Origin of the sequence: Fodinibius roseus (assembly GCF_900129315.1) — a bacterium.
GTDB lineage: Bacteria > Bacteroidota > Rhodothermia > Balneolales > Balneolaceae > Fodinibius > Fodinibius roseus.
This window is the reverse complement of sequence record NZ_FQUS01000015.1, coordinates 13,506-39,743: the sequence shown is the minus strand read 5'-3', so window position 1 is coordinate 39,743 and position 26,238 is coordinate 13,506. Positions and strand designations below refer to the sequence as shown.

The 26,238-nt window shown below is 50.4% G+C and carries 22 protein-coding genes and 2 pseudogenes; 8 read left to right on the top strand and 16 right to left on the bottom strand.

Annotated elements, in window-relative coordinates:
* The first annotated feature begins 4 nt into the window (after positions 1-4).
* From BUB16_RS13840 to BUB16_RS13825, 4 genes and pseudogenes are all read left to right on the top strand, one after another.
* Positions 5-1,330, top strand: a complete 1,326-nt coding sequence (locus tag BUB16_RS13840; RefSeq protein ID WP_084088296.1) for an efflux RND transporter periplasmic adaptor subunit — start codon at positions 5-7, stop codon at positions 1,328-1,330.
* Positions 1,327-4,423, top strand: a pseudogene (locus BUB16_RS13835) (efflux RND transporter permease subunit). The gene BUB16_RS13840 and the pseudogene BUB16_RS13835 overlap by 4 nt, the downstream one beginning before the upstream one ends.
* Position 4,424: 1 nt before the next feature.
* A complete protein-coding gene (locus tag BUB16_RS13830) occupies positions 4,425-5,876 on the top strand; it encodes an efflux transporter outer membrane subunit (RefSeq protein ID WP_073065531.1) in 1,452 nt (483 codons plus the stop codon).
* Between the two features lie 392 nt (positions 5,877-6,268).
* On the top strand, positions 6,269-6,775 hold the full coding sequence (locus BUB16_RS13825) for a nuclear transport factor 2 family protein (protein WP_170864398.1): 507 nt from the start codon (positions 6,269-6,271) through the stop codon (positions 6,773-6,775).
* Positions 6,776-6,979: 204 nt separating this feature from the next.
* Here BUB16_RS13825 and BUB16_RS13820 read toward each other — a convergent pair whose 3' ends face one another.
* The 11 genes and pseudogenes from BUB16_RS13820 to BUB16_RS13770 form a co-directional block, all read right to left on the bottom strand.
* The gene (locus BUB16_RS13820) at positions 6,980-7,522 is read right to left on the bottom strand and encodes an SRPBCC family protein (protein WP_073065523.1); all 543 of its coding nucleotides are present in this window, start codon (positions 7,520-7,522) and stop codon (positions 6,980-6,982) included.
* A 102-nt stretch (positions 7,523-7,624) separates the two neighbouring features.
* Positions 7,625-7,696 (bottom strand): annotated as a pseudogene (locus BUB16_RS22255) (VOC family protein); the annotation flags it as partial.
* Between the two features lie 43 nt (positions 7,697-7,739).
* Positions 7,740-8,105, bottom strand: coding sequence for a DUF2200 domain-containing protein (locus BUB16_RS13810; protein ID WP_073065519.1), 366 nt, complete (start codon positions 8,103-8,105; stop codon positions 7,740-7,742).
* 43 nt (positions 8,106-8,148) lie between these two features.
* Positions 8,149-8,601 carry an SgcJ/EcaC family oxidoreductase gene (locus BUB16_RS13805; RefSeq protein WP_073065516.1) on the bottom strand — a complete coding sequence of 151 codons (453 nt, stop codon included), beginning with the start codon at positions 8,599-8,601 and terminating at the stop codon, positions 8,149-8,151.
* A gap of 23 nt (positions 8,602-8,624) precedes the next feature.
* Positions 8,625-9,176: a DUF4199 domain-containing protein gene (locus BUB16_RS13800; RefSeq protein WP_073065514.1), complete on the bottom strand. Its 552-nt coding sequence runs from the start codon at positions 9,174-9,176 to the stop codon at positions 8,625-8,627.
* Between the two features lie 147 nt (positions 9,177-9,323).
* Positions 9,324-9,803, bottom strand: a complete 480-nt coding sequence (locus tag BUB16_RS13795; RefSeq protein WP_073065511.1) for an SRPBCC family protein — start codon at positions 9,801-9,803, stop codon at positions 9,324-9,326.
* A gap of 20 nt (positions 9,804-9,823) precedes the next feature.
* Positions 9,824-10,150 (bottom strand): ArsR/SmtB family transcription factor, encoded by a 327-nt coding sequence (locus BUB16_RS13790; RefSeq protein WP_211483185.1) that lies wholly within the window; start codon positions 10,148-10,150, stop codon positions 9,824-9,826.
* A gap of 357 nt (positions 10,151-10,507) precedes the next feature.
* Entirely contained in the window at positions 10,508-12,082 is a 1,575-nt protein-coding gene (locus tag BUB16_RS13785) for an aldehyde dehydrogenase (NADP(+)) (RefSeq protein WP_073065507.1), read from the bottom strand.
* Positions 12,083-12,201: 119 nt separating this feature from the next.
* Positions 12,202-13,635, bottom strand: a complete 1,434-nt coding sequence (locus BUB16_RS13780; protein WP_084088295.1) for a hypothetical protein — start codon at positions 13,633-13,635, stop codon at positions 12,202-12,204.
* 401 nt (positions 13,636-14,036) lie between these two features.
* Positions 14,037-14,873 (bottom strand): fumarylacetoacetate hydrolase family protein, encoded by an 837-nt coding sequence (locus BUB16_RS13775; protein WP_073065753.1) that lies wholly within the window; start codon positions 14,871-14,873, stop codon positions 14,037-14,039.
* A 270-nt stretch (positions 14,874-15,143) separates the two neighbouring features.
* On the bottom strand, positions 15,144-16,082 hold the full coding sequence (locus BUB16_RS13770) for a DUF4412 domain-containing protein (RefSeq protein ID WP_073065504.1): 939 nt from the start codon (positions 16,080-16,082) through the stop codon (positions 15,144-15,146).
* Positions 16,083-16,387: 305 nt separating this feature from the next.
* On the opposite strand from BUB16_RS13770, the gene trhA reads away from it, so the two are divergent.
* From trhA to BUB16_RS13750, 4 genes are all read left to right on the top strand, one after another.
* Complete coding sequence (gene trhA / locus BUB16_RS13765) at positions 16,388-17,059, top strand: PAQR family membrane homeostasis protein TrhA (RefSeq protein ID WP_073065501.1); 672 nt, start codon at positions 16,388-16,390, stop codon at positions 17,057-17,059.
* Positions 17,060-17,230: 171 nt separating this feature from the next.
* On the top strand, positions 17,231-20,131 hold the full coding sequence (locus BUB16_RS13760; protein ID WP_139240313.1) for a TolB-like translocation protein: 2,901 nt from the start codon (positions 17,231-17,233) through the stop codon (positions 20,129-20,131).
* A gap of 56 nt (positions 20,132-20,187) precedes the next feature.
* Positions 20,188-20,772, top strand: a complete 585-nt coding sequence (locus BUB16_RS13755; RefSeq protein ID WP_073065495.1) for a DUF2911 domain-containing protein — start codon at positions 20,188-20,190, stop codon at positions 20,770-20,772.
* 284 nt (positions 20,773-21,056) lie between these two features.
* On the top strand, positions 21,057-22,796 hold the full coding sequence (locus BUB16_RS13750; RefSeq protein WP_073065492.1) for a Na/Pi cotransporter family protein: 1,740 nt from the start codon (positions 21,057-21,059) through the stop codon (positions 22,794-22,796).
* 263 nt (positions 22,797-23,059) lie between these two features.
* Here BUB16_RS13750 and BUB16_RS13745 read toward each other — a convergent pair whose 3' ends face one another.
* The 5 genes from BUB16_RS13745 to BUB16_RS13730 form a co-directional block, all read right to left on the bottom strand.
* Positions 23,060-24,217 carry a methyltransferase family protein gene (locus tag BUB16_RS13745; protein ID WP_073065489.1) on the bottom strand — a complete coding sequence of 386 codons (1,158 nt, stop codon included), beginning with the start codon at positions 24,215-24,217 and terminating at the stop codon, positions 23,060-23,062.
* A 3-nt stretch (positions 24,218-24,220) separates the two neighbouring features.
* A complete protein-coding gene (locus BUB16_RS13740; RefSeq protein WP_073065485.1) occupies positions 24,221-24,958 on the bottom strand; it encodes an SDR family oxidoreductase in 738 nt (245 codons plus the stop codon).
* A gap of 55 nt (positions 24,959-25,013) precedes the next feature.
* Complete coding sequence (locus tag BUB16_RS13735; RefSeq protein WP_170864397.1) at positions 25,014-25,625, bottom strand: Crp/Fnr family transcriptional regulator; 612 nt, start codon at positions 25,623-25,625, stop codon at positions 25,014-25,016.
* A gap of 115 nt (positions 25,626-25,740) precedes the next feature.
* On the bottom strand, positions 25,741-25,866 hold the full coding sequence (locus tag BUB16_RS22250) for a DUF6483 family protein (RefSeq protein ID WP_350354140.1): 126 nt from the start codon (positions 25,864-25,866) through the stop codon (positions 25,741-25,743).
* A 60-nt stretch (positions 25,867-25,926) separates the two neighbouring features.
* Positions 25,927-26,229, bottom strand: coding sequence for a hypothetical protein (locus tag BUB16_RS13730; RefSeq protein WP_073065482.1), 303 nt, complete (start codon positions 26,227-26,229; stop codon positions 25,927-25,929).
* Positions 26,230-26,238: the final 9 nt, after the last annotated feature.

Below are 26,238 nucleotides of genomic sequence, written 5' to 3'. Positions count from 1 at the left end.
GATTATGATTTTACAAAGCTTTATATCCGAATATCGAAACTTACTCAAAGAATTATGGGATACCTATACAGGTATTCAGAATGAGCAGAAGTTATCGCGTGTATCAGAACAAAAACCAGAAATGAGCAATCAATTGAACAATCGTCAAAAATATTATTGGAAGGCAAGGAAAGAAACGATACTTCCTGTTGTGCTGGTAGGACTTATGGCGCTTTTATCAGCTTGCAGCAGTTCTTCTTCACAGCCTCAGGCACCGCCGCCGCCCACAGTGAGTGTAAGTACCCCACTGGAGGAAGAAATTACCCGGTATGATGAATTCACCGGGCGATTTCGGGCGATCGAACGGGTAGAGGTGCGAGCGCGCATTAACGGTTATCTGGATGAAATCCGGTTTACCGACGGCGAAATGGTCGAAAAAGGAGAAGTGCTCTTTGTCATTGACCAGCGTCCCTACCGGATCGCACTGGAACAGGCCCATGCCGACCTTGACAATGCACGCACGCGGTTTGAACTGGCCAAAAAAGAGTTGGAACGAGCTCAAGACCTGCGGTCTACCGGCGCGGTCTCTCAAGAACTCATCGACCGCCGAAACCAGGAATACCTGTCGGCGGAGGCCGCGGTATCCTCTGCGGAAGCCTCGGTGCACTCGGCGGAACTGGACCTCGAGTATACCGAAGTCAAAGCCCCGGTCTCCGGTAAGATCAGCGAGAATTTTGTCAGCACAGGCAACCTGGTCAGCGGGGGACTTTCTTCAGCGACGCTGTTGACCCGGATCGTTTCGCTCGATCCTATCTACTTTACATTTGAAGCCAGCGAAGACAAGCTGATACGATATATGAAGGGCGGCTCCTTCAAGGGGAATGTTACGACGACCAGGGAAAGCTTTCAAACAGTGAAAGCCCGGTTGTTGGGGGAAGAACAATTTACTTACGAAGGAAACCTCGACTTCATCGACAACGAAATCGATCATAGTACCGGCACCCTGCGGGTACGGGCGGTCTTTCCCAATAATGACCTGCTGCTGACCCCCGGCATGTTTGCCAAAGCGAGGTTTTCAGCCACCGGCCGACACCGGGAGCTGCTTGTCCCGGACAAGGCTATCGGCAGCGACCAGGCGCAGCGCTATGTGCTTACGGTCGATGACAGCAGCAAGGTAAGCCGGAAGTTTGTCAAAACCGGTACGCTTCATAACGATCTTAGAATTATAGAAGAGGGGCTTTCCAAAAAAGATCGTGTAATTGTAAACGGGCTCGGCAAAGTTCAGCCGGGCCAGAAAGTAACCGCCAATCAGGATAATATAGCACTTGCCGAGGAGGAGCACCAGCAATGAAAATTACGCACATTTTTACCGATCGACCGATCCTCTCAACCGTATTCTCTCTGCTGATCGTCATCATAGGAGGATTATCCTATTTTTCACTGCCGGTCAACCAGTACCCGGACATCGTACCGCCTACGATTGAAGTCCGTGCCTCCTTGCCGGGAGCAAGCGCCAAAACGGTGTCGGAAGTGGTGGCTACTCCCCTGGAGCAGGAGATCAATGGAGTCGAAAGTATGATTTATATGGAGTCGCAGGCTACCGACGACGGAAGTCTCACCATTACGATCACTTTTGAACTGGGCACCGATGTAGACGATGCACAGGTACAGGTACAAAACCGGGTGGCCCGCGCCGAGCCGAGGCTTCCGGAACAGACGCGACAGCTCGGGATAACGACACAGAAAAACTCCCCGAACTTCCTGATGGTCGTCAACCTGCTGTCCCCCGATCAAAGCTATGACCAGCTGTACATCGCCAACTATGCGACCCTCCGCATACGCGATCAGCTGTCCCGCATAGACGGGGTCGGCAACGTCATGGTCTTCGGAGGAAGCGAGTACGCCATGCGTATCTGGGTGGATCCGGATCGTATGACCACGCTAAATATCACCGCTGGCGATGTACTTGCTGCCCTGCGGGGACAAAATGTTCAGGTGGCCAGCGGCAACCTGAACCAGGAGCCAAATACCGGCAGCGGAGCGTTCCGGATCAACGTACAGACCCGGGGGCGACTTGAAACGACGGAGGAGTTCGAGCAGGTCATCGTCAAGGAAGAAGAGGGACGCCTTGTACGACTCGGGGATATAGCACGGGTCGAGCTGGGCGCCCAGAATTATACGACCCGGAGTTATCTTGGCAAAGATCCCGGCGTAGCTATCGGCGTATTTCAGCGACCCGGCTCCAATGCCCTTGAGGCAGCCGATGAAGTGCTGGCACGGATGGAGGAATACTCCGCCGATTTTCCACCCGGATTGGAATACCGGGTTTTGTATAACCCGACAGAATACGTCGAGCAATCGCTGGATGAGGTCTACCGCACTATTCTGGAGGCGATCATTCTTGTCGTGATCGTGATTGTGCTGTTCCTCCAATCGTTCAGGGCCTCTATTATTCCTATCCTGGCGATTCCGATCTCCCTGATCGGTACCTTTGTCATCATGAGCCTGCTGGGCTTCTCGCTCAATAACCTGACGCTCTTTGGACTGGTGCTGGCTATCGGCATTGTGGTAGATGACGCCATTGTCGTCGTGGAAGATGCGGCTCGCAATATAGAGGAAGGAATGGCACCCCGCGAAGCGGTTCACAAGACTATGGATGAAGTGGGGACAGCCCTGGTTTCGATGGTGCTGGTACTGGCGGGCGTATTTATTCCGACGGCCTTCCTGGAAGGCATTTCGGGACAATTTTTCCGACAGTTTGCCCTGACCATTGCGACAGCCACCCTGTGGTCACTGGTGGTATCACTGACGCTAACACCCGCCCTGAGTGCGCTTATCTTAAAGGATACCACCGGAGTAAAACGATCCGGATGGCTTAAGCCGGTCGACTACCTGTTCCGGAAGTTTAACCGGTTCATGGAGCGGATCTCCGGCAAGTATGCCCGTGTCGTTCAGAAGGGCGTCCACAGAGAACGATCCGCCCTGGCTGTCTATCTGGTTTTGATCGGACTGGCCTTTTTCCTCTTTAACCGGCTGCCCGGGGGATTCATCCCACCGCAGGACCAGGGATACTTTATCACAGTCGTACAGCTGCCCCCGGGCGCCTCTCTGGACCGCACCGATGCCGTGGTACAGGAGACAACCGATAAGTTTTTAGGCATCGACGGCGTTGAGAATACCATTGCCTTTACGGGCCTCTCCGGGGCCACCTTTACCAATACGCCCAACGAAGCGGTGATCTTCCTGCCGCTTGAGGATTTCTCCTACCGGGACGACCACAACATCGGATACGAACAGCTGCTGGGTACGCTTAACCAGACGGCGCAGCAGGTTCAGGAGGCAAACGTCTTTGTCATTCCTCCCCCGCCCGTCCAGGGTATTGGCAATGCGGGAGGCTTTAAGATGATGGTTCAGGACCGGGGGGGCGTTGGATCCGAGGCGCTTAAGAATGCTACCTGGGCATTGGCCGGCGCCGCCAACCAGGACCCGGGTATTGTAAATGCGTATACCACCTTTGAAACAAGTACGCCCAAGGTAGACCTGGACGTTGATCGCGAGCGGGCTGAACGGCTGGGTGTCAAGGTTTCGGATCTGTTCCAGACGCTGAACCTGATGATCGGATCCTCGTATGTGAACGACTTCAACTACCTGGGGCGTACGTACCAGGTGACCGCCCAGGCCGATGCAGCCTACCGGAACAGCTCCGACGACCTCTTGAACCTGCGGGTTCGCAATGATCGCGGCGATATGGTTCCTCTCGGCTCCATATCAGACGTAGACCAGACGACGGGGCCTTCACGGGTGCCGCGATTCAACCTGTACCCCTCGGCTGCTTTAAGCGGAAATACCGCACCGGGCGTCAGTACGGGACAGGCCCTGGAGCGCATGGAGGCGCTGGCCGCAGAAATCCTTCCGCCCGGGATTGGTTTTGAATGGACTGAGCTGGCGTACCAGGAGAAACAGGTAGGAAATATGGCGATCCTCGTATTTATCCTGGCTGTTATATTCGCCTTCTTAATTCTTGCCGCCCAATACGAGAGCTGGCTGCTGCCGCTGGCGATTGTGCTCATCGTACCGATGTGTGTGCTTTCGGCCGCTGCCGGACTGGGCCTGATGGGTCAGGATGTGAATGTATTAACTCAGATCGGGCTGGTGGTACTAGTGGGGCTGGCCAGTAAAAATGCCATTCTTATTGTGGAGTTTGCCCGTCAAATTGAAGAAAACGAAAGGGTCAGTCGCTGGGAAGCCGCCGTTAAGGCCGCCCGGATCCGAAATGCGGTTTGCCATCGGGCTGACCGAGTTTTCGGGGATGCTCGGGGTGACGATTATCGGCCTCTTTCTGACCCCCGTCTTTTACGTCGTGGCGCGAAGCTTCGCAAAAGATCAGCGAGCGGCCAAAAGTCCAAAACCTGCTGTTGAATCATCTAATTCCAAAGAAAATTAACATGAAGATTCGATCAAAAAATCATTGGGTATATCATATTATTTTAGGCGCTGTACTGACGGCATCAGCTGTTTCGTGCAGCATACGAAACTACCAGAAGCCGCCATCCCCAATTGCCGAACAACCGTCCGAACGGGACGAAAGCAAAAAGTTTGAGGCCGCTGAGCCGGTAGCATACTGGTGGAGCCGCTTTGGAGATAACGATCTGGATTCGCTCGTGAGCGAAGCTCTGGATCATAACCTCGATATTGCCGTGGCCGTGGCCAATGTGCGTCAAACCCGGGCACACCTGCGCGAGTCGGGCTTCGAACTCTTTCCCGTCGTCCGGGCCGAGGGCGGATATAGCTGGCAACGGCAAAGCGAAGAAACAGGCGTATCTCTGTCGGACCGTAACATGGAATCCTACGATGTGGGACTGAGCGCCTCCTGGGAGCTGGATCTGTTTGGCCGCGTTTCGCAGCGAAAGGAGGCCGCCAAGGCTACCTACCAGGCCAGCTTTGCCGAGCTCCGGGGAGCCTATGTAAGCGTGGCCTCCGAAGTAGCCCTTACCTACATGCAGCTGCGGGGGGCGCAGTACCGGCTGGATGTAGCGCGACGCAATGTTAAAAACCAGGAAGAAACTTATACGTTGAGCAAACAGCTGGAGGAACATGGCAGCGGGTCGGAACTGGACGTGGCACGTGCTGAGGCTCAGCTGGAGCTGACGCAATCGACCATCCCTCCGCTGAAGGCCCAGGTCAAGGAAACCCTTAACCGGCTTAGCGTACTGACGGGCCAGCCGCCACGTACCTTGGATTCCTTGTTGCAGCAGGAGAAGGCATTACCTTCCCTACCTCCTTCCATCGCCGTTGGAGATGCAGCTCAAATGTTACGCAGGAGGCCAGACGTCAAGCAAGCTGAGCGACTTCTGGCAGCTTCCGTAGCTCAGTATAATGTACAGGCGGCCGATTATTTTCCTCGAATAAGTATCCTGGGAAGCCTTGGTTTTGTTGCGACGACCTTCGGAGATCTGTTCTCCGGCGGCGCCTTAAGCGCCACCGTAGGTCCTTCGATATCATGGGCGGCATTTGACCTCGGAAGGGTGGATGCCCGCGTGGATGCCGTCGACGCCGAAGCGGATGCCCGGGTTGCCATATACAGGCGGACGGTCCTGGAGGCTTTGGAGGAGGTATCCACGGCCATGTCGGATTTTAGCCGGGAAGAGGAGCGACGCCGGCGATTGACTACAGCGGCCCGGGCCAGTGCAAAGGCCGCACGATTAGCCCGTCAGCGGTATGAAGCGGGCATCGACAGTTTTCTGGATGTGCTTGATGCCGAACGTCGGCTGCTGCAGGCCCAGGATCAGCTGGCCATCAGCGATATTAAAGTGGCTACTGATCTTATTGCCATCTACCGGTCCCTGGGCGGGGGCTGGCAGGTAAAAACGGAAGCCTATGCAGAGAATACACAATAGATACTGTCGCATACGGCCCGTGATATTGGCGTATTTGCGCTGCGCAAAAGCCGATTTAACCCGTTATACTGCGATAGGATACACAAAAAATCCAGAGTAGTTAACAGCAAGCCGTCAGGTGTATTGAATGTTACAGTGATCGGCTAAAGTTGTGGTTTTTTATATAGTGAACGAACTCCCGGAGATATGGCCGCCGGGGCTGGTAATTTGGCCACTGGGATCAGGGATTTGATCTCTGAAATAATGAATATTGCTCTTGATCATGGATTCGGATTGACCAGCAAATCCATGTCTGAGACGAGAGGGAATAGAAAATTTCGAACTATACAAATATGGATACGTTGAAATCAAAAGAAGCAGTAACCCGGGCAGGGCCTGGTACAAAAAATGTCGTGAATTCAGATAAGGTGAGGCCGGAAACGGACAGTTTTACTGATCGTTTCAGGAACGCTTTTATACGCAAGGCCAAAAACGATGTAACCCGGTATGTAATCGATCAGTTTTTTGAAGGCCTGAAATCGGGTGCAGAACCTGAATCAATCATCGCTTTATTCAGTGAAGACGTTGATTTCGATATCCCGGCTCACGAAAAGCGGGCACTATGGATGGAACCAGGGAGCGGACGCACCGGTGTGGCGGATTTTATCTATAACCTGCACGAGGAGACAGTGTCCACTGATTTTGAGGTCGGGTCAATCCTGGTAGACGGGGCCGAGGCCGTTGCCCTGGGGGTGATGGAGTCGCGGGCGGGAAATACGGAAGAAGTAATCAAAAGCGAATTTGCAATGAACTTTACGGTTTATAACGCCCGGATCACCCGCTTCAGGCTCTTCGAAAACAGCCTTGCCATAACAGCACAGGTTGTAAGAAATCAGGAACTGGTTTCAAGTTACTATTAACGCTGATGTTCTCCCCCGGAAGAAACGAAACACCGGGCTGCGACAGGAGCTTTAGTTCATTTCCGGGACTTCGTTCAGCCCGTTTTCTCGTTGGATATGGTTGCCAATGATCATATGCAGCCGCAGGTTAGTAAGTTCATCCTCTATAAGCCGTAAAGTGGCCTGCTCTGATAGTCATGGGCGGCTAATATTCTGATTTTTAGTTCAGGATTCAGGTATTCTTTTGATATACTCCTTCTCCATCTCAGTGTGCACCAACCAGAATCCTTTGGGCACTCGATTACTAAGGCGATCGGACAGGATACCCAGGTGCGTATGCCATCCGCTGGCCACGCTGGCGAGGATGTCGGGGTCGTCACCCAGTCGTCGATGCGTTAAAATCAGCCGGACTTTTTCTCCCTCGGGGGTTAGTTTAAAGGTAACCTCCGACTCATCGCCCGTTCCCTCTCCCCAGGTGTAACTGAGCAAACGGGGGGGATCGTACCGGGTAACACGGCCGGTAAAACCGGTGCCGTCTTTCATCTGTTTGTATTTATCCGGTGGCTGTTCATCGTGGGGAGTAAGCGTGTCGTGCCGGAAACGCAGCTCCACCTTCCCGCCCACGCGGGGTTCCACCTCGCCGGCGGCCAGCCATTTTGCTTTCTTATCGGATTCCGTCAGATACGCCCACACCCGCTCGATCGGCCCGGGCAGCAGGCGCTCGAAACGGATCGTCCCCGGATCAGTAAAAGTGCCGTAATTACTCATTGGTTTTCTTTTTCATTTTACTATTGCGTTCTGTACAAAGGTGCTTTATAGACCGTTAAACGGGGCTTGTCTGATTGGTTCCCACTGCCTGTCCTGTATTGGCTACTCAAAGGTCAACGGCCCGAAATTCAACTGCCAGGAAACCCCAAACCGGTCGTTCACCCAGCCGAACTTGAATTTTCCAAGATAAGTCCAGCCTTATTCCCTGCCTGAATATTCATTGTTTTCGCAAAATCTTACCCATCGCTTTTCCCCTTGCTAACTCGTCGATCAGCTTATCCAGATAGCGAATTTCCTGCATGGTTGGTTCTTTGATCTCTTCCACCCGGACACCACAAACCACGCCTTTAATTAAAGCTCGTGAAGGATTCAGCTGGGGTGCGTTCGCGAAGAAAGTCTCAAAATCTGTGTTTTTTTCCAGTTGGGCTTCTAACTCCTTCTGGCTATATCCCGTCAACCAACGAATAATTTCATCCACTTCGGCTTTCGTCCGCCCCTTTTTCTCAGCCTTAGCGACATAATGGGGATACACACTTGCAAAGCTCGTGGTATAGATACGATGCTTTTTCTCTTCTGAATTCATGGCTTGTGAATTAAATTTCCCTTCTGTTCTATTTTCATAATTGTTATTTATTTGAAACCATTTCCTGCAATTCCTGGGTTAACGCCTCTGCCAATTCGGGGCGCCCGTGAAATTGAGCGGGCGTATTTTGGAAAAGTACAATGTGCCACTGTCCGGTATCACTATTCCTTGAAGCAATAAGAGATTGGATGGCGTTTGCATCCGGATTGATGTCAGTTGCACCCGGCGGAATCATTCCGGCGATGCCTCGCAGCAGGGCAGTATCCCGACTTAAGCATTTCACTTCCTGTATTTTGCTGACATAGTCCGCGGTTTGGTGGTCAGCAAAAATCCTCCCGATTTCGGTTTCAATTTCATTCCTGTTGTTCATTTGACTGCCGTCAAAACCAATAACACAGCCGCTATCAGTAAAACAGGAACCATATTTTGCCGCGTCTTGCTCGTTCCAGGAGTCAAGGAGCTCTTTATATAGCTTTCTTATGGGTTGGGTGTCCATCTTGTGTAGAATTATTTTTTTAACTATCTATTAATAGCTTGTTCAGTCTTATCTATTCTCTCAGGCTTTTTCTTCAGAATCAGTGAACTCACAAAAGCCACAGCCAGTCCAATGGGCAGTACTTCCATGTAAGTAATCAACCCAACCATGAACGGGCCTTGATACATTGCACTGAATTGGTCCATTTGCTCAGATTTGGCGGCCAGTTCAGCTTCCGTGGCCCCCTGCCGGGTGGCTTCAAGCATTACGTGTTCAATGTATTTATCCAGGAAATCGGGCACATACAAGTAATAGTAGAACAACCAGAAAGCCACATAAATAGTGGACGCAAGCAAGGCAATCAAAGCCCCGGTTTTAAATGCTTTTCCAAGGGATATAAAACCGTTCAATTCCTTATTCCTGTAATTCCTGATCCCGAAAAAGACCAGGGAAAACACGCCAAATAAGAAAATATATCCTAAGACATCATTGCTCTGAAAATCCGGCCTGTTGTAAATCAGCTGCACCATATACATGATATGCATTACAAGAATGGCTCCGATAATTAATCCGAAAATCAGTACGTTACGCTTCATAATAGCGTCATTGTCGTGGTTGTTGAATGTTATATATCCTGAAAATGGTCGGATCTCTTTATCCTTCAGTCCAGGCAGCTTCCATCAGGTTTTTATCTTCATCAGGTTCTCTGTAAGCAAGATCTTTTCCTCGTTACCTATCGTTTTTTATTCCGGTTTGTGATCACTTATTAAATTTAGTTTGATCTTATGCTCCAGCCATGCCTTCATATTACTGAGCACTAAGTTCCAACCGCCATTCTGACCGAGCATCAGGTTGATCTTTTCTTCAAGTTTTTCATCTTCGGCGGGAACGGAGTCCCAAAATCCGCTTTCGGTTACTTTGAAAAGGGTAGATGTATCGGAATGAGGTTCGAAGGACATTTCCACAAGCGTTTTCAACTCCCCGAGTTCCCATTCAAGGGAGATGTATTCGTTGGCTTTCAGCTCCTTGATATTTACGGTGTCTTTTACACCGAACTGTCCCCATTCCCACTCCAGGGTTTTTCCCGGTTCAACCCGGCCACTACTATTGGTGAACCAAAATTTTGAAGTGATATCCGGATTGACCATCGCTTCAAAGACCTCTTCAACGGGCTTTCGGATAAGCATTTGAACTTCTACGACTGGGTGATTTTGTATATTCATCAATCTGTTTGTTTTATTGATTATTCATTTTGGTTGTCCTCCTCGGCCAATGCAGCTTCCAGCGCATCCAGTTTCTGAGACCAGAATCTCCGGTAACGGGCCGTCCACTCCGCTACCTCCTGCAGCTTCCGGGGATCGGACCGATACAACCGTTTACGGCCTTTTTTACGGATTACAACCAATCCACACTCATCCAGGATCTTCAGATGCTTGGAAACGGCCGGCCGCGACATTTCAAAGTTGCTGGCTACATCTTTAACCGGAAGCGACTGACCCGCCAGCAGATCAATAATCTCCCGCCGCGTCGGATCGGCAATGGCCTGGAACACATCTCGTTGCATATACATCAGGAATCAAGTTAATATTTACGTAACCGCATGGTTACTAATTTACATGTAACTGATCAGTTACGCAAATATTTTTTTTGGGGACTCTGATGTATTGTTAAAAACGGACATGTTTTACCGGCTTGTCCCGAATTCGAGACTCCCCACTTTTGAGCCATCGGTAAGAGGAGATGGAGAAGACCGCAATCTATTTTCGCAGCCCTGAAAGTTAGAGCTGGGGAGGGGGACTTACTGCTTTTGAGGGGAGAGGACAGTCCATACGGCCTGCGGAACTCCCTGATGAAATGGACGGACGTTGAATTCCTTTGTTACTCAGGTATACTTTTTATAATTGGATATAAGGACCCAGACTCTCGATCAAACAGCCCCCCGCGTAAAATCTCCGTCGACCAGCCGCCAGATATCCAGAGGATTGTGGTCCTTCAACGCCGCAGGCAGGGTCTCCTGCGAAAAATCCTGGTAACAGATCGGCCTGGAAAATCGGCGGATGGCGGCCGTTCCCACAGAGGTCGTTCGCACATCCGTGGTAGCCGGGAAGGGGCCCCCATGCATCATGGCGTGACCTACTTCCACGCCCGTGGGGTATCCGTTAAAAATCAGCCGGCCCACCTTTCGTTCCAGTACCGCCACCAGATCCTCATACGCTTTCAGATCCTCTTCCGTCCCATGCAAGGTAGCAGTAAGGTGTCCCTCCAGGCTCTCCGCTATCTCGATAAGGTCCTGTTTGCCACCGGCGGTAATCGTCAGGGTAGAGGGACCAAAAACCTCTTCTTCGAGCACGTCGCTGGCCAGAAATTGTTGGGCATCCACCTGCAGCAGGTAAGGCTGTCCGGCGGTATGCGAGGTTCCTTCTTTTCCGGTCGTTACGAGCTGCACGCCATCCTGCCGGAGTAGCTGCTCCAGTCCCTCCTGATAAGCCGAGTGAATACCGGGCGTGAGCATCGTACCCACCTCCGAGGTTTGGAACTGTTCCGCCACCCGTTGCTGAAACGCTCTGGCGTCATCGGAATCCTCATAGGCGACCAACCCCGGCTTGGTACAAAACTGGCCTACTCCGAGATTGACCGAATTGGTCAGTCCCTCTGCTACCTCACCCCCCCTTTCTTTCAGCGCACCCGGCAGCAGGAAGACGGGATTGGTACTGCCCATTTCGGCAAATACCGGGATGGGCTCATCCCTGCGAACGGCCGTATCGTATATCGCTTTGCCTCCCTTGAACGAGCCGGTGAAGCCGATGGCTTTGATGAGGGGATGGCGCACGATCGCCTGACCCGTTTCATGAGACCGGCCATGGATCAGCGAGAATACCCCGTCAGGCATGCCCGCATCCTTTGCGGCTTTCATAATGGCCCGGCCCACCAGCTCGCAGGTGCCCGGATGCGCCGGGTGCGCTTTCATAACCACGGAACATCCGGCCGCCAGGGCCGAAGCGGTATCTCCGCCGGCCACCGAAAAGGCCAGGGGAAAGTTACTGGCCCCGAAAATGCCCACGGGTCCCAATGGCATCTGCATCCGGCGAACATCCGGTTTAGCTGCAGATGCTCCCCGGTCGATCCGGGCATCAACCCAGGAACCGTCCCTCAGCAGCTCAGCAAATAGCTTGAGCTGGTTCACGGTTCGTTTCCTCTCACCCTCCAACCGGCCTTCAGGCAAGCCGGTCTCCCGCATGCACCGTCTGATCAGCAGATCCTCCAGTGCCATGATCTCCTCGCCGATCTTTTCGAGAAAGGTGGCTTGCTCTTTCCCGGGCCGTTTCCGGTAGTTGCGGAAAGCGGACTCGGCTTTCTGGATGGCCTCATCCACTTCCCCGGCGGTGGCATCACTGAATGATCCCTCTATTTCTTCACCCGTCGCCGGGTTTACAGCTCGAAAATCTGTGTTTCCTTCCGATGACAGCGTCTTGCCGATAAGATGTTTGCCTGTAATTTCCATAGATACTAACGGTTTATATTAGAATAATGCGTTTGTCAGGTTGATAATTTATCAGGTCTCTCCCCGAAAGTGTCAGGGACAATCCACGGAGAAGAGGAGTGCAGGGAAATTGAATTCCTTTAGTTTTCCATCCCATAGTGCTCTCCGGGCAGCAGGGGCTGCAGCCAGGCCATCTCATGTTCTCCCTCCACAAAGTAATTCTTTTTAGGTCTCGAGGAGATCACTTTGGCCCGTACATACAGCTCGTCTCCCTGGAACTCATAGCTTGCCTCGCTGCCTGTTGTCTCCTGCAGTACGATCCCAATATCTTCGCTGTATTGCCGGGTTCGGTCTTCCCGCGCCCGGCCCTCCGCATCCACATACGGTTCACTCGACGGATCGTATCCCTCGCGGGTGCCGATAAAGCGGATCCTGTATTCTACGCCCTCTTCCGGATCGACCTTTACCGTGTACCGGCTGCCGTCAGAATTGATCTCCTGCATCTCCACCCCGCTGCTGGCATAAAAATCCCCGTTTTCCAGTGCGCGTACGATATGTTCAGGCGTGAGATACCGCGACCGGACCCGGACCCAGCCTCTGCCGGGTCGCGCCGTCTCGGAGTCACTTTCTTCATAGTGATGGGCATCATCCACCGCCAACCCGTAAACCGGGGGGAGACCGAGCTCTCCCAGCCGTTTGGTCAGCACAATATCCCAGACCCGATCCAATCCCTTGATCCCGTCATCATTGCCAAAGTTGAGGACGCCGCGATGCCCGTTATAAATCTCAAAGAGGCGCAGGTTTTCGACCGGGGCCATATCTTCCGCCGTGACCGCCCGGGCAAAGTTGGGATGATTCAGATGGGGCAGCATGTCCCGGCCCGTTTCTTTGCGCTGCTCCATCACCGCATCCATATTCAGGCGGATCGTCTCCTCGACCGTCTCCCCGCTCCGCGGTTCAATAAGGTCCCGGATGTTGGTCGCGTTCACGTGGATTACGTGCCGGCGTTCGGTGATTTCTTCCGAATCAATCATCCGGAACCGGCCGGATTGCTCGAACAGGGCCCGAACTTCGCTGAGGGGCTTGAGACGTACTTCCAGCTCACCATCCACCCGGCGGGTTTCCACCCACTCGTCACCGAACCGCTCACGGTACAGCTCATAGACCTCCATGCCGCCCCGGACGAAGTCATCGCCGGCCGGCCGGACCCACCGTTTTCCCCGCTGCAGGATGTTGTGATCGGAGAGCGCCAGAAAGTGATAGCCGTGTTCATAATACCATTGGGTTGCCACCTCCGGGAACTGGTCGCCATCGCTCCAGAGCGTGTGGGTATGCAGGTTGCCCTTCCACCAGTAATAGCCGTCTTCATCCGGCTCAGGGGGCGTATATTGTCCCGCATCAGACCGAAAGCTGTAGTCGACCTGCAGGTGGGTGGGGCCTTTATCAGCGTGGCCCTGATCTTGACTGTGGTCATGACTATGGCTATGACCGCTTTGTCCCCAAGCAATCTCTGCCTGTAGCAAAAACACCAGGCCGATCAGAAAGGATATCAAAATAACAAGTGGCTGTTTCATGGTATCTGTTGTTCTATTTTTTTAAGTTAGGGCCATTTTGTAAGTTATGGCAATGTCAAAAGGACTTTCAGAGGGTTTTTATGAAAAAGAACGTCAAGTGACATATTTCTTCCATGGCTCTCCGGTCTTCATTTTTCGGATGCCCTTCTCAAAACGTTCTTTCAGGCAATTACTGCATTCCAGCGAATTTCAACATTTTCACTCACGCTCTGCCTTAGCCTTATATTTACGCTACGATCCGGAATTCGGTCAGGGATTGATATTGACCATAATTTCTGGTTTTTCAAAGATATTATAAAAAAAGAGGACGCCCCTTACGTATTGTTCACCAATCCAAAATGGATTGGTCCGCCGCCCGAATGGTTGTGGAATGCATCACTTCCTGTTTGAAGGGTGGACGATCACCCCACGCTGTTTACCAGCGTTCCGATGGGATCAATGGTGATCTGAATCTCATCGTCGGACTGCAGGGTAAAGTCGGCCGGGGGTACGATGCCGGTGCCCGTCATCAGCAGGCATCCGTGCGGAAAACTGCACGCCCGGTAAAGCCAGGAAACAAGCTCCTCGACGGTACGTTTCATCTGATCAAGGGGAACACTTCCTTCAAAGACTGTTTTACCCGACCGGATAATGTTCATACGAATCACCGTCTCCCCCGAAAGCGGCTCGTCGGTCACATAGATACCGGGACCGATACCCGCGCAGCCGTCGTATGATTTTGCCTGGGGCAGGTACAGTGGATTATCCCCCTCAATACTACGGGAGCTCATATCATTGCCAATAGTATAGCCGATAATTTTTCCCGAGGAAGTGATTGCAAGCGTGAGTTCCGGTTCAGGTACATCCCAGGTGGAATCCTCCCGGATCGCTACCTTGCCTCCCGATCCCACCGTACGGTGACGCGTGGCTTTGAAAAACAGCTCCGGGCGTTCGGCTTGATACACGCGGGCATAAAATTGTCCGCCACCGGCATCCCTCGACTCAGCCTCTCGGGCCAGCTTGCTGTTGTAGTAGGTCACTCCGCTGGCCCAGACTTCCTGGCTTTGAATCGGGGCCTGGAGTCCGTCTTCCAGCAGGCGGACGGCATCCGGGACCGGATCCATCCGCTCTGTAAGCCCTGTCATCTTCGCCCGGAGATCATCGTCGTTCACAAAACGATCCCAGTCCCTGCCTTCCAGCAGATAAAGTGCACGTTCCTTTTCAATAATAATCCCTTCGCTGGTTTTATACAGTTTCATGCCATTTGGGTTTATATTATCCTGAGCCGGGCCGGTCCCGCGATCGTACCAGGGGAAATAAGCGGCCGGCGGTCCCGTTGCCCATGCTCCCCGGATTTCGAAAACATTCCCTGTTTTCGGGACATCACACCACCTTCCCGTCTGATTATAGACCACATAATAAAAAGGTATGTCGGAATATAAATCCAACTATGTTAATCACACAGATAGCCAAGATAAAACAAATAACACAGTCCTCCGGGTCCCTGACTCGAACCCAGGGCTACAATACTACTTCCCCGCCTTTTTCCCGCCGAGGCTCATGGTAGGATAATCAGCCATTTCGTACGTCACCCGGGCATTTTTTTGGATATCGGTTACCTTCATAACGGTCTTGTCCCCGCTTTGCCGGTCTTCGGAGGTCATTTCCATCATCATGCCGTATGGGTAGTCTTCCGGAATCTTGCCCCTCATCTGCTTGGCATTGGCATTGGCCTTGAACATGTTCTGCATTCCAAACGTATCATCGCGGCTCACCCACACTTCAACGACGCCATCGCTGTTTTCCGACCGGTAACCGTCGCATTCATAGCCCTGAATGGTTTTAGTTCCGATTTTGGTATACCCCTGCCATTCGTCGACTTCATCCCAGTCCACGTCCTCCGCTTGCCGGGCTTCGGCACTGTTTGCCGTATACTCTGAGGCCTGCTTCCAGTCGTAGGCAAAAGAAAATTTGTCCTTTTCATTCTCCATCAGCATCAGCATGGCCGAGTTGTTGAAATCATAGATAATAAACAGGTTTCCCTCTTCCCGCTTCATCCCCTCCCCGGAAAAACGAGTGCCGGTATACCTTTCCTCGGTATTGAAATGCATATCCATGATGACGGGCGGATCGGACTCCCCATTTTCTCTGGTGGTTTCAATTTCCATCGTCGTAATGGTGTCAAAGTGATAGGCCTCCTCTGTATCCACATTGCTGCCCATAGAAAAAGGTACGCTCATGCCCCCCGAGGCACTATCTGCAGACATGTCCCCGAAAACTGCGTTCCAGGAATCCTCCACCGCCTGCCGGGACGCCTCTTCCACTTTTTCGCTTAGCTTTTCTTCCGCTTTTTCCGCCGCTGCCTTTTTTGCCTTATCCTTCAGCCGGTTAAAGAGCTGGGCTTCAGCCTCGATGGTAAAGGTGACCGACATCAGGCCGGCTGCAAGTATTACTATAAGATATCTCATGATAAACTCCCTTTTTATTAGTTTTTGAGGGCTTTGCAAAACCGTTCTTTTGCCCAATGCCGGCGTTATCAATCGGTTGACGTCCACACATATAGGGTATATGCTGCGATTCCAACCTCCCCCCGGCCTTGACTTTGAACAAAAAATACTGATTTTGCAAAGCCCTCTTGTTCTCATTCTTTTGAACCTGTAATCTACAAAAGATACGATTAAATAAAAGACCAATTGTCGGAAATCACTTAAACTCTCGCCGGACCATAATTTGGGTTCTTTAACTATACATTATTTCGTATCTTATGCTATCTATGAATTACAAAGCTATCAAACGGTATTTACGAGAACCGGTTAACAGCCTGACGCACGGCCTCGGGGCCATCGCTGCTGTGATCGGGCTTATTTTACTGGTGTATGAAGCGATCACCCGGGGTTCGGTAAGCCACCTGATCGCTTTTTCGATGTTTGGGCTCAGTATGGTCCTCCTCTACACCTCCAGCACGCTCTTCCATGCCCTCCCGGTGAAGGAAAAGACGCTGAAACTCCTGCAGAAGCTGGATCACAGCATGATCTATGTGCTCATTGCCGGTACCTATACCCCCATCTGCCTGCTGGTGCTCGACGGCAGCTGGAAATGGGGACTTTTTGCAACCGTCTGGACCCTGGCTGTTATCGGTATTATCAAGAAGTTCCTGTGGATAGATGCGCCCCGCTGGCTTTCCACCTCTTTCTACCTGGGGATGGGGTGGCTGGCCGTCTTTACATTTCCCACCCTTATGGAGAAGCTTCCGCTGGCTTTTCTGGTATGGATCGCCGCGGGGGGACTCGCATACACGCTGGGCGCGGTTATTTATGGCCTTCAAAAACCAAATCCTGTTCCCGAATGGTTCGGGCATCACGAAATTTGGCACCTGTTTGTACTGGCCGGCACATTCTCGCACTTCTGGGCTATCTATTACTATCTGCCCGGTTATGCGGGATAGATTCCGCAACTTTTGTGTTCGCCTAAACATTCCGAGTCAGAGTTTAAAGCAGCTTAATGATTTAATCGAGCAGGCAGTTCTCGTGCGTTATTGCAGGAAGATTTTAAGTAAAAACATCTGTTAATATTTCTTAGATTACTGCCTATTTGACTCCGAAATGCTGGTATACGTATGCGTACAACCTTATTGCTGCTGTTGTTCACTTGTGGAATACATACCGTTACCTCTGCCCAGGCGCAATTTTATCCCACCCAATACCGTCCGCCACAGCAATGGGAACAGCTGACAACCCCTCACTTCAACCTGGTATACGCCCGCGGCAACGATTCCACCGCCCTGGAAATGGGACAGATACTCGAAGAGCAATACCCCGACGTTCAGCAGTTGGTGGGGGGACAGCTTTCCGGATTTCCCGTCATCCTTAATGACTATAATGATCGCTCTAACGGTTTCGTCACTCCTGTCCATTTTCGATCGGAAATCGAGCTGCCGCCTATCAAGGGGAAATCGCTGAACCCTCAAACAGGAGGGTGGCTCGAGAATGTGGGTCCCCACGAGCTGGTCCACGCGCTCCAGTTCAATAACCTCGGCAAAAATAATATACCCCGTCTCCTCAGCCTGTTTTCGCCCGATTTGGCACGTTCTGTTCACGGGGCGATCCCTTCCGGCATTACCGAAGGGATCGCTGTCTACCATGAAACAGAGGGGGTGTCCCCGGATGGGGGACGAGGACAATTTCCTTTTTTTACCAATCAGTTCAATGCAGTGTTTGACAGCGATCAGCGCTGGTCCATGGGACAGATGGTACAGGCCTCCGCCAGCACGCGTCCCTTTAATCGCCATTATATCGGCGGACACGCTTTCACCGCCTGGATCCAGGAGACCTACGGCTACGAAACCACCCGCAAGGCCCTCGGCTTTTACATGGACTATCCTTTCCTGGGGTACGGCATGGCACTGCGACATACGACCGGCTCCTGGCCGGGCCAGCTGTACGAGCAGTTTGAAGATGACAGGCAGCAAGCCTTAAACGACCGGCCGGAATCTCCTACCGCGGCGCAGGTACAAGTCCTATCCATTCCTTTCAAAGGGCGCGAGGTTCGGCGCCCCCAATGGCTGTCCGATTCCACGCTCGTCTTCTATGGCTCGTTTTACAATGCACGTCCCGGGTTTTACCGCTATAACCTGAAGTCGGACAATATAAAGCAGCTCGTAACGACCAACTCGGTCGGCGACTACCGCTACGATCTGTCCGAGGACCGGTCGGCCATAGTGTACAGCTATTATGATTCCGATCCCATCTACGACCGTACCTATAAAGCGGAGCTGGTGGAATACAAGCTTTCCACCGGCAAGCGCCGGCAGCTCACCGAAGGGGGACGATTATACGCGCCGCAGTATGACCATGACCGGCTGCTGGCCCTGCAAACGCGACCGGCTTCCGCGGCCTTGGTGTCGGTCCCCCGTCACGGCAGCCGCTCCGAAGCGAACCCATTGCTCTCTTCCCGGGCCTATGAAATTACCGCGGTCTCCCTGCATCCGGATGAGAATCAGCTGGCTGTTATTGCCAATAAAGGAGGTCTGCAGGGACTGTGGATCACAGGGCGTGACAGTGCGGCACCGGCTTTATCCGGCGCACCGGATATCTCCTTTGAAAACGGCGCTGTTTTTGACCCGGAATGGCACCCGGATGGCGACAAACTGCTCTTTAGCAGCGGGTTTTCCGGCACGCACCAGCTCTATGAATATCACCTCCGGGATGAATCGGTGACCCGAATCACACAAGCGCGATTCAATGCCTTTGAGGGAGCCTACAGTCCCGACGGTAGCCGCATAGCTTTTATTCGGCAGCATACCAATGAACGCCTCCCCGCGGTTCTCAGGCGGTCCGCCGCAGCCGGTGACAGGGATACGGTTTCTCCATCGCTTTGGAGACCTTCGAAAATCAAAACAGCTAAAATGCGGCATACTGTCGTCTCCGATTCCGTTGTCACTGCCTCCGAAACCTGGAGCCGGGAGCCCTATTCTCCCGGTTCCGGGTGGCTAAAACCACGCACGGTTTTGCCGACCGTCAATAAGGTTTCCAACAGGGACCGCTACCAGCTGGGGCTCTCCCTGCACAGTAATAACTTATTGCAAAGTCAGGCGTATTCCGCAGAAATGAGTTACCTGGAGGAACAACTGTGGTACGACCTGTCCTACGAAAACAAGCAATTTTATCCCGGCTTCAACCTGCGCCTCTACAGCGAACCCTCCTATTTCAGGTTCAGCACGACGCAAAACGGGTTCATCACCCTCCTCCGCGAGAACCGGTCCCTCGCTCTCAGCGTCCCACTCGATTTTCAGCTGAATCAAAACGTCTTTTCCACCTCCTTTTTTATTGAGCCCGAATTTCGTTACTCACAGATACGGTTTCGTGATGTCGGACTGGCCAATACCGTTTCCGACTTTGCCAATAGCGCTGTCAGTAATCTCTACGGGCAGTTTAATATTCGGCTGCAACAGAATATCCGGGATGTTCAACCCAACAGCGGACTGGTGCTCTTTTCGGAGCTCGAGCACTACTGGAGTGCTTCTGATCTTCGGTTCTCGAACGGACAGGATGATGTTGAATTGACCTCCCGCCGGCCTACGGCTCTACAGGCCGGTGTTATTGGTTTTCTGTCCCCGCTTCGACGATGGAATCAGTCGCTGCGCCTGGAGATAGAGGGACTTACCCAGTCGGGTCCTGTTTTCAACAACCAGTCGCTGGTCTCGGACGCCTTCTCCGAACCGGTTCTCGCTACTTCCGACAACCTGATGAGCCTGTCAGCCCGCTATACCATCCCCCTTCTTTTTGCCGATGACGGCGGCTTTCTGCTACCTTTCTACCTGAACAACCTGTATATGGTTGCATTCTCCAGTTCGGTGACGGATCCTGCGGTTGCGGACTGGAACAAACAGTCGCGGTCCGTTTTTGGGTTAGAGCTGCGAACAAGATTCCGGATCTCCAACTTGTCTTTCGATCTTGGGATCGGCTACGGGTACGAACCCACGCGGCAAAATCACCATATTTACTTCGGAAGCTTTTAAGGTTATTATTTGTTACACTATGATATCGTAATCTCCATGTTCAACTTAGCTCTGTTATGACGACCAGAACAATTTATATTCTGTCTTCTCTGTTAATCCTGCTTCTCCTGGGGAGCTGTACCCAGTCAGAGCCGGAAGAACCGGAGACGCTCCGTCGAAAGAGTCCTATTGCTATTGCCAAGGTTCTACACCATCCTTCTGATACGTACATTAAAGTTATATATGGGCAGCCTTACAAACGGGAGCGTGATATCTTCGGTCAACTGGTGCCCTACGATAATATCTGGCGCACCGGGGCCAATGAGGCGACCGAACTGACTACCACTCACGATATTCGTTTTGCGGGAGAAGAACTGGAGGCGGGGACCTATTCTCTGTTTACGATTCCGAGGGAGGGCGAGCCGTGGACGGTTATCTTAAATGAAGAACTCGGGTTATGGGGCGATTTTGATTACCAGCAGGAACATGACGTGCTTCGCGTCGACGTTCCCGCCGAGCAAAAGGAATCTGTTGCCGAAGCGTTCACCATTCAGTTTACCGATGTGGTGGATGATTCTACCAATATCGTGCTACAGTGGGACCGGACCGAGGTGCGTATTCCGATTGCATTTCTCGCTTCCGGATCTGGGGCCGGAGAATGAACATCGCACAACATCCCCGCTTAACTGGTTAAGCATTACCGACCTTACCCACAAAGTTATCAGCAGATTCCATACCTTGTAGCGGAGCTACGGGTTCCAACAGCAGTACGGCATTCTGACAGGGTGGTGCAAGCCTTTTTGCGCCGATAGTAGCATGTCGTTATTTTAAAAGAGATCCTCCAAGTCCATTCAAAAGATTAAAAACATATTGTTATATTGGCTACCTTTATTTTGGGGAATGAGATAGTTCTCTATGCCCTTTCAAAATCTTTAATAAATCAAAGATGACTTATACTTTTTGGGATTTTCTGCAGCTGATCGGTGCACTGGGAATCTTCATCTATGGAATGAAAGTGTTTAGCGACGGTCTTCAGAAAGTTGCAGGCAATAAGCTGCGGTCTATTCTCAAGGGGATGACCAGCACGAGATTTCGAGGAATCCTCACCGGCTTTACCACCACAACGATTACCCAGTCTTCCTCAACCACCACGGTTATGGTTGTTAGTTTTGTAAATGCCGGTTTGATTACTTTTATAGAATCCACGGGAGTGATAATGGGGGCCAATATCGGAACAACGGTCACCGCCTGGATGATCTCAATTTTTGGATTTAAAATGCAGATAACGCCCCTGGCAATGATGCTAATCGGCATTTTTTTTCCCTTTATATTTTTTGGCCGGGAAAAGCTGCGGAACCTTGCCGAAGCGATGATCGGCTTCGGAATCCTGTTTATCGGACTGGATTTCATAAAAAACGGGGTACCGAACATCCAGGATAATCCCGAGATGTTCATGTTTTTGGATCAGTTCACGGAATTCGGCTTCGCTTCTATTTTAATTTTTGTCGTGGCCGGCACCGTCTTAACCTTGATCACCCAGTCTTCCTCGGCGGCTTCCGCTATTACGCTTGTTATGCTGTTTGAGGGCTGGATTGATTTTCCCATTGCGGCGGCCATGGTCCTCGGTGAAAATATCGGGACCACGGTCACCGCCAATATCGCTGCCGTTGTCGGAAATGTGTACGCCAAGCGCGCGGCCCGTTTTCATTTTGTGTTCAATATATTCGGGGTGTTGTGGATGCTGATCCTGATGCAGCCATTCCTTATGGGGATCGATGCAACGATGAGCTATTTTTCCCCGGAGGCCGGTTCGATTCTCCACGCGACCGATGAACTGGGTCGGGCCAATGCAACGCTGGCCGTTTCGCTGTTCCATTCGGCCTTCAATGTGATCAACGTGTTGCTGCTTGTTGGTTTTGTACCGCATATCGTTCGGATGGTTGAGAAGTACCAAAAAGAAAAGGAGGATACACAGCACCGGCTGCAGTATATATCATCCGGGATGATGTCTTCTCCGGAGCTGTCGATGTCCCAGGCTCACAAAGAGATAGAACTGTTTGTCAAGCTGGTGGAAAAAATGCACTTCAGCATGCAGGGACTGCTGTTTAACAAGCAGAATAAGCAAGAGCAGTTTCTGAAGAAGATTGAGAAAAGGGAAAAAATAACCGATAACATTGAGCTTGAAATTGCTGAGTACCTGACTAAAATTTCCAGCTTTACGCTCACAGAAGAAGCCACCCGGCGCATTCGCGGAATGCACAGCATGATAAACGATTTGGAAAGAATAGGAGATATCTATTTTCAAATGTCAAAAACTTGCGAGCGAATGCGGTCGGAAGAGAACGAATTACCCAGACATGCATTAGAAAAGATCGGCAAGATGCTTGACCGGGTACACGATGCCATTCGCAATGTCCGAGAGAACCTCTCCAGGGATAACGGAAGTGTTGACCTGGAAAAAGCCATGCACCTTGAAAACAGCATCGATTTATATCGGGATGAGCTGCTGGAGTTTCATTATGCTCAACTTGAGGATAATGGCTATTCAAACCAGGTGGGATTTGTATTCCTGGATTACCTGAACCGGTTAGAGAAAATCGGAGATCACCTTTTCAATGTAAATGAAGCCATTGCCGGCAAGAAAGTAAAGGCTGCCTATGAAAGAGTGGTCGAGGAACGAGGCTGACGATTTCACGCTTAAGTGACGGCGGGAAGGCCCAACACGCTTATTCTACCTCATGTGTCCAAAAAAGACTCTGCCTTTTCTTCATTTTCATCTTAATTCAAGCTCCGAGAGTGACTTTTTCTGGCAAAACAAAATTATAATTACAAGGTAATGAATAAACAAATAACTGGGTGAGGGCTGTCTTCTTTTCATCCCTTTCTAAAGGGGTTAGGGGTTATACGATCTGTGGTCATTCAATAAAACTCAACAAAATAAATACGTAATTAAAAAACCGGAACAGGCATCCCTTCATAATACTTATCCATTGGAGGATTGAATATTTTTTCAACGCTTTGGGTATCCCGGTTTATCCAGACTTCTAACACAGGTGTTTTATTTACTGCATGATACAATATATATTGTCCGTCAACGGGTCCGTCCGGACCAAATTGAGCCAAAGAAAAAATAACTTTAAAGTGACTTTGGTCTTTATCGCCTGGCCGCTCATGGGTGGGCACCTTACCCTCCGGAATATGCATCGGTACTTCTGATACGAAAAGGGAAGCGGGCATCATATAGTTAATAAACCGATTATTAGTATTCCAGTATTTATTTAAGGATGCTGCAACTACCGAATCTGATTTCACCGTAGTGACCATGTCAGCAATTTCTTCCTGAGTTATCTGCCCGAGCGAAAGATACACTTCTTGCTGTGTGGTGTAGGTATAAAGACTATTAATCGCATAGCTATGTATGCCCCTTGCCACCGCAAAACCCATCAGCATGATAACTATATAAAGACCAATCACACTCAATATTTTACCCATTTTCTTTTCGGGCCATGTAAACCGGTTAAATATATTTTCGATGCCGGGCAAGAGAAACATCCCTGTGTTTGAACAATACTCATCATAGTCCGTAAACTTTCGCTCGCATTCCCGTTCTTCCATCCGGGCCAGAAAAAAGTAGGCGAAGCAAACGGTCACAAATCCAAATAATACCAGATATCGGGGCCAGACTAATACTATCCCAAAACTGGAAATCATTAGTGCAAGGTATTGTGGATGGCGAATTTGACGATAAATACCGCCAAATACGCCTCCTTTCTTTTTTAGCTTGTTCCAGTAAATTTGTGCCGCGCCTACCAGAAACGCGATAAATCCGCCCACAAAGAATACCATCCCGATCACCTCATGCCGGGTGATAAATAACGATTGCGTTTCACGGGCAATATGAGGCATAAAAAAACGGATAAGCCAGCTTGTAGATTCCGAAAGGTTGAGCACCTGCAATCCCGGTCCATAGATACTATAAACATAGGCTGCGAAGGGACTGAACATGTAAAAGAACTCGAAGGCTATAAGCCCGTAGAATATCAGGCTGGCCCAGAAGGCGCTGCGTGTTGCGTTGGCATTGTCGTTTTGAATGTTCTCCTGGTTCATGGGTTATAAGCTATTTAGTTTTTGAAAGGCGAATTTCGGCGCAATACGGGAAAGCATATATAACAATTTGGCTTTGCCTACGTGTATCTCCTTATCTCCTTTCTCTATTCCCTTTATCATTTTTGTTACAGCTTCCTCTGCCGAAATCGCAATGTCGGGAGGATTTCCCTTATGCCAGGGGGTATCAACCGCCGGAAACAGAACCTCAATAATACTCACAGATCTATTTTCGGACTGGGATCTCATCACCTGGGTAAAGGAATGCAAGGCGGACTTCGTAGCATTATAGAATGGATAGATAGCACGCGGTACGTAAACCAGTCCGGTTGTGATGTTAAAGATGGCGGAATTTTCATGATGGCTCAGAATAGGATCGAAAAGCTTTGCCAGCCTGATCGGGCCCATCAGGTTAGTTTGGATTTCCGCCTCGGCCTTTTCGAGAATGTCCTCATCCTGGAAAAAGTTTTCGACATGAACAATGGCAGCATTGTTGATCAAAATATTACAATCCGGATGGTTTTCTTGAACCCAGCTGCGTAGTTGATCACAATCAGACGACTTTGATACATCACACTGCAGGTAATGCAGGCTGGGCAATTCCTGGTGAGCTTGGCGTAGCTTTTCGAGTGTCCGACCACAAACCAGGACGTTGTTATTTTGCCTAAGAAGTTGCCTGGCCAGCTCTAAGCCAATGCCGGAACTTCCTCCGGTGATAAGAATGGTATTATTATGAAGTTGCATAATCGTTGTATCAGTTTGAAATTCTGATACAACGTATGCATCCTTCGCTAAGAGATCATTGATCTATGTTAAGAGGTCCAATTTTTTTACGGATTCTGCTTAGGGATTCGGGAGTGATTCCGATATAGGAGGCAATGACATGCTGTTTAATCCTCTTTTCAAGACCAGGATATCGCTCCAAAAAAGCACGGTATCGCTGTTCGGCATCCAGCAATAAAAATTCACGTTCCCGCCGTACCTTGGCCAGGTATCCCTTCTGCAGTAAAGCGACAAGAAACTCATTCCAGCAGGGTGCTTCTGATAATAACTGATGAAATTTATTGTAATCTACCGTCTCGATAATAGAATCCTCAAGCGCCTCGATGGTGTAATGGGCCGGACTGTTTTCAAGGATGGCATCATAGGCACTAAGTACTGATTGGGCATTAAAAAAACCCTTGGTGAACTCAACTCCATCTTCACTGGTATAGAAATATCTGAACAATCCTTTTTTTACAAAGGCAATTGTTCTGGACATTCTTCCTGCTCTGACAAAATGATTTCCTTTTTTAATCTTCTCTACTGAGAGAAGAGCTCTGAAGCTGTCTTCCTGCTCAGAAGGAAGACTGGTAATGGCGTTGATAAGCTGAATAAAACCACTTTCACTATTCATCTTTTGTGTATTCATTATAAGATTAACCAACGGCGAGGCCGCGTTGAAGATTCCATCATGTTCCAATGCGGAAATGGTTTCATCAAGTGAAAGTTGTTGAAAATGATCATTTGGTTCACCAAGTAACTCTTTAAGAGAAGATTCGATAATATCTTGAGCTTCTTGTTGTTCCCCTTCTTTTTTTTTTAAACAATACTTCTTCCAAGGCTTGAATAAATTGTTTTATTTGCCTCATTATATAATCTTGCTCAAACATACCTGGAACAAATTGATGAAGATGGTGCGATGGCGCTTGCCACCATTAAAAACTTCGTGTTCATATCTCGGTTATTTTTCTCTCTTCACTTCCTTCTTCAAGCGCTTTATAAGGTTTGTCGAATAATTCCATTGAAGCTTGATTCCTCACTTCCTCATAGACCCCCATAATTTTATCAATGACACTGATATACGTGTCGCGAGGTGTCTTTTTAGCAGTTTTTATTGTTATGATAGCCTCTCCCGGACTTTCTGTTATATTAGCAGATTCTTCGTTGTTAGATAAGAATTTTTTTGTTAATCTATCAACTGAAGAAAGCGTGGCGGGTTCTTTATTAATTAACAAATGTCCCGCTTCATTCATGAGTATACT

Excerpts from the sequence above, each read along its gene's own strand:
- BUB16_RS13840 (WP_084088296.1), top strand. The coding sequence starts at position 5 with ATGATTTTACAAAGCTTTATATCCGAATATCGAAACTTACTCAAAGAA.
- BUB16_RS13770 (WP_073065504.1), bottom strand. The coding sequence starts at position 16,082 with ATGAGATATCTTATAGTAATACTTGCAGCCGGCCTGATGTCGGTCACC.
- BUB16_RS13800 (WP_073065514.1), bottom strand. The coding sequence starts at position 9,176 with ATGAAGCGTAACGTACTGATTTTCGGATTAATTATCGGAGCCATTCTT.
- BUB16_RS13780 (WP_084088295.1), bottom strand. The coding sequence starts at position 13,635 with ATGAAACAGCCACTTGTTATTTTGATATCCTTTCTGATCGGCCTGGTG.
- BUB16_RS13810 (WP_073065519.1), bottom strand. The coding sequence starts at position 8,105 with ATGAATTCAGAAGAGAAAAAGCATCGTATCTATACCACGAGCTTTGCA.
- BUB16_RS13750 (WP_073065492.1), top strand. The coding sequence starts at position 21,057 with ATGACTTATACTTTTTGGGATTTTCTGCAGCTGATCGGTGCACTGGGA.
- BUB16_RS13790 (WP_211483185.1), bottom strand. The coding sequence starts at position 10,150 with ATGTATATGCAACGAGATGTGTTCCAGGCCATTGCCGATCCGACGCGG.
- BUB16_RS13740 (WP_073065485.1), bottom strand. The coding sequence starts at position 24,958 with ATGCAACTTCATAATAATACCATTCTTATCACCGGAGGAAGTTCCGGC.
- BUB16_RS13735 (WP_170864397.1), bottom strand. The coding sequence starts at position 25,625 with ATGAATACACAAAAGATGAATAGTGAAAGTGGTTTTATTCAGCTTATC.
- BUB16_RS13795 (WP_073065511.1), bottom strand. The coding sequence starts at position 9,803 with ATGAATATACAAAATCACCCAGTCGTAGAAGTTCAAATGCTTATCCGA.
- BUB16_RS13805 (WP_073065516.1), bottom strand. The coding sequence starts at position 8,601 with ATGGACACCCAACCCATAAGAAAGCTATATAAAGAGCTCCTTGACTCC.
- BUB16_RS13760 (WP_139240313.1), top strand. The coding sequence starts at position 17,231 with ATGCGTACAACCTTATTGCTGCTGTTGTTCACTTGTGGAATACATACC.
- BUB16_RS13775 (WP_073065753.1), bottom strand. The coding sequence starts at position 14,873 with ATGAAACTGTATAAAACCAGCGAAGGGATTATTATTGAAAAGGAACGT.
- BUB16_RS13730 (WP_073065482.1), bottom strand. The coding sequence starts at position 26,229 with ATGAATGAAGCGGGACATTTGTTAATTAATAAAGAACCCGCCACGCTT.
- trhA (WP_073065501.1), top strand. The coding sequence starts at position 16,388 with ATGAATTACAAAGCTATCAAACGGTATTTACGAGAACCGGTTAACAGC.
- BUB16_RS13785 (WP_073065507.1), bottom strand. The coding sequence starts at position 12,082 with ATGGAAATTACAGGCAAACATCTTATCGGCAAGACGCTGTCATCGGAA.
- BUB16_RS13755 (WP_073065495.1), top strand. The coding sequence starts at position 20,188 with ATGACGACCAGAACAATTTATATTCTGTCTTCTCTGTTAATCCTGCTT.
- BUB16_RS22250 (WP_350354140.1), bottom strand. The coding sequence starts at position 25,866 with ATGTTTGAGCAAGATTATATAATGAGGCAAATAAAACAATTTATTCAA.
- BUB16_RS13745 (WP_073065489.1), bottom strand. The coding sequence starts at position 24,217 with ATGAACCAGGAGAACATTCAAAACGACAATGCCAACGCAACACGCAGC.
- BUB16_RS13830 (WP_073065531.1), top strand. The coding sequence starts at position 4,425 with ATGAAGATTCGATCAAAAAATCATTGGGTATATCATATTATTTTAGGC.
- BUB16_RS13820 (WP_073065523.1), bottom strand. The coding sequence starts at position 7,522 with ATGAGTAATTACGGCACTTTTACTGATCCGGGGACGATCCGTTTCGAG.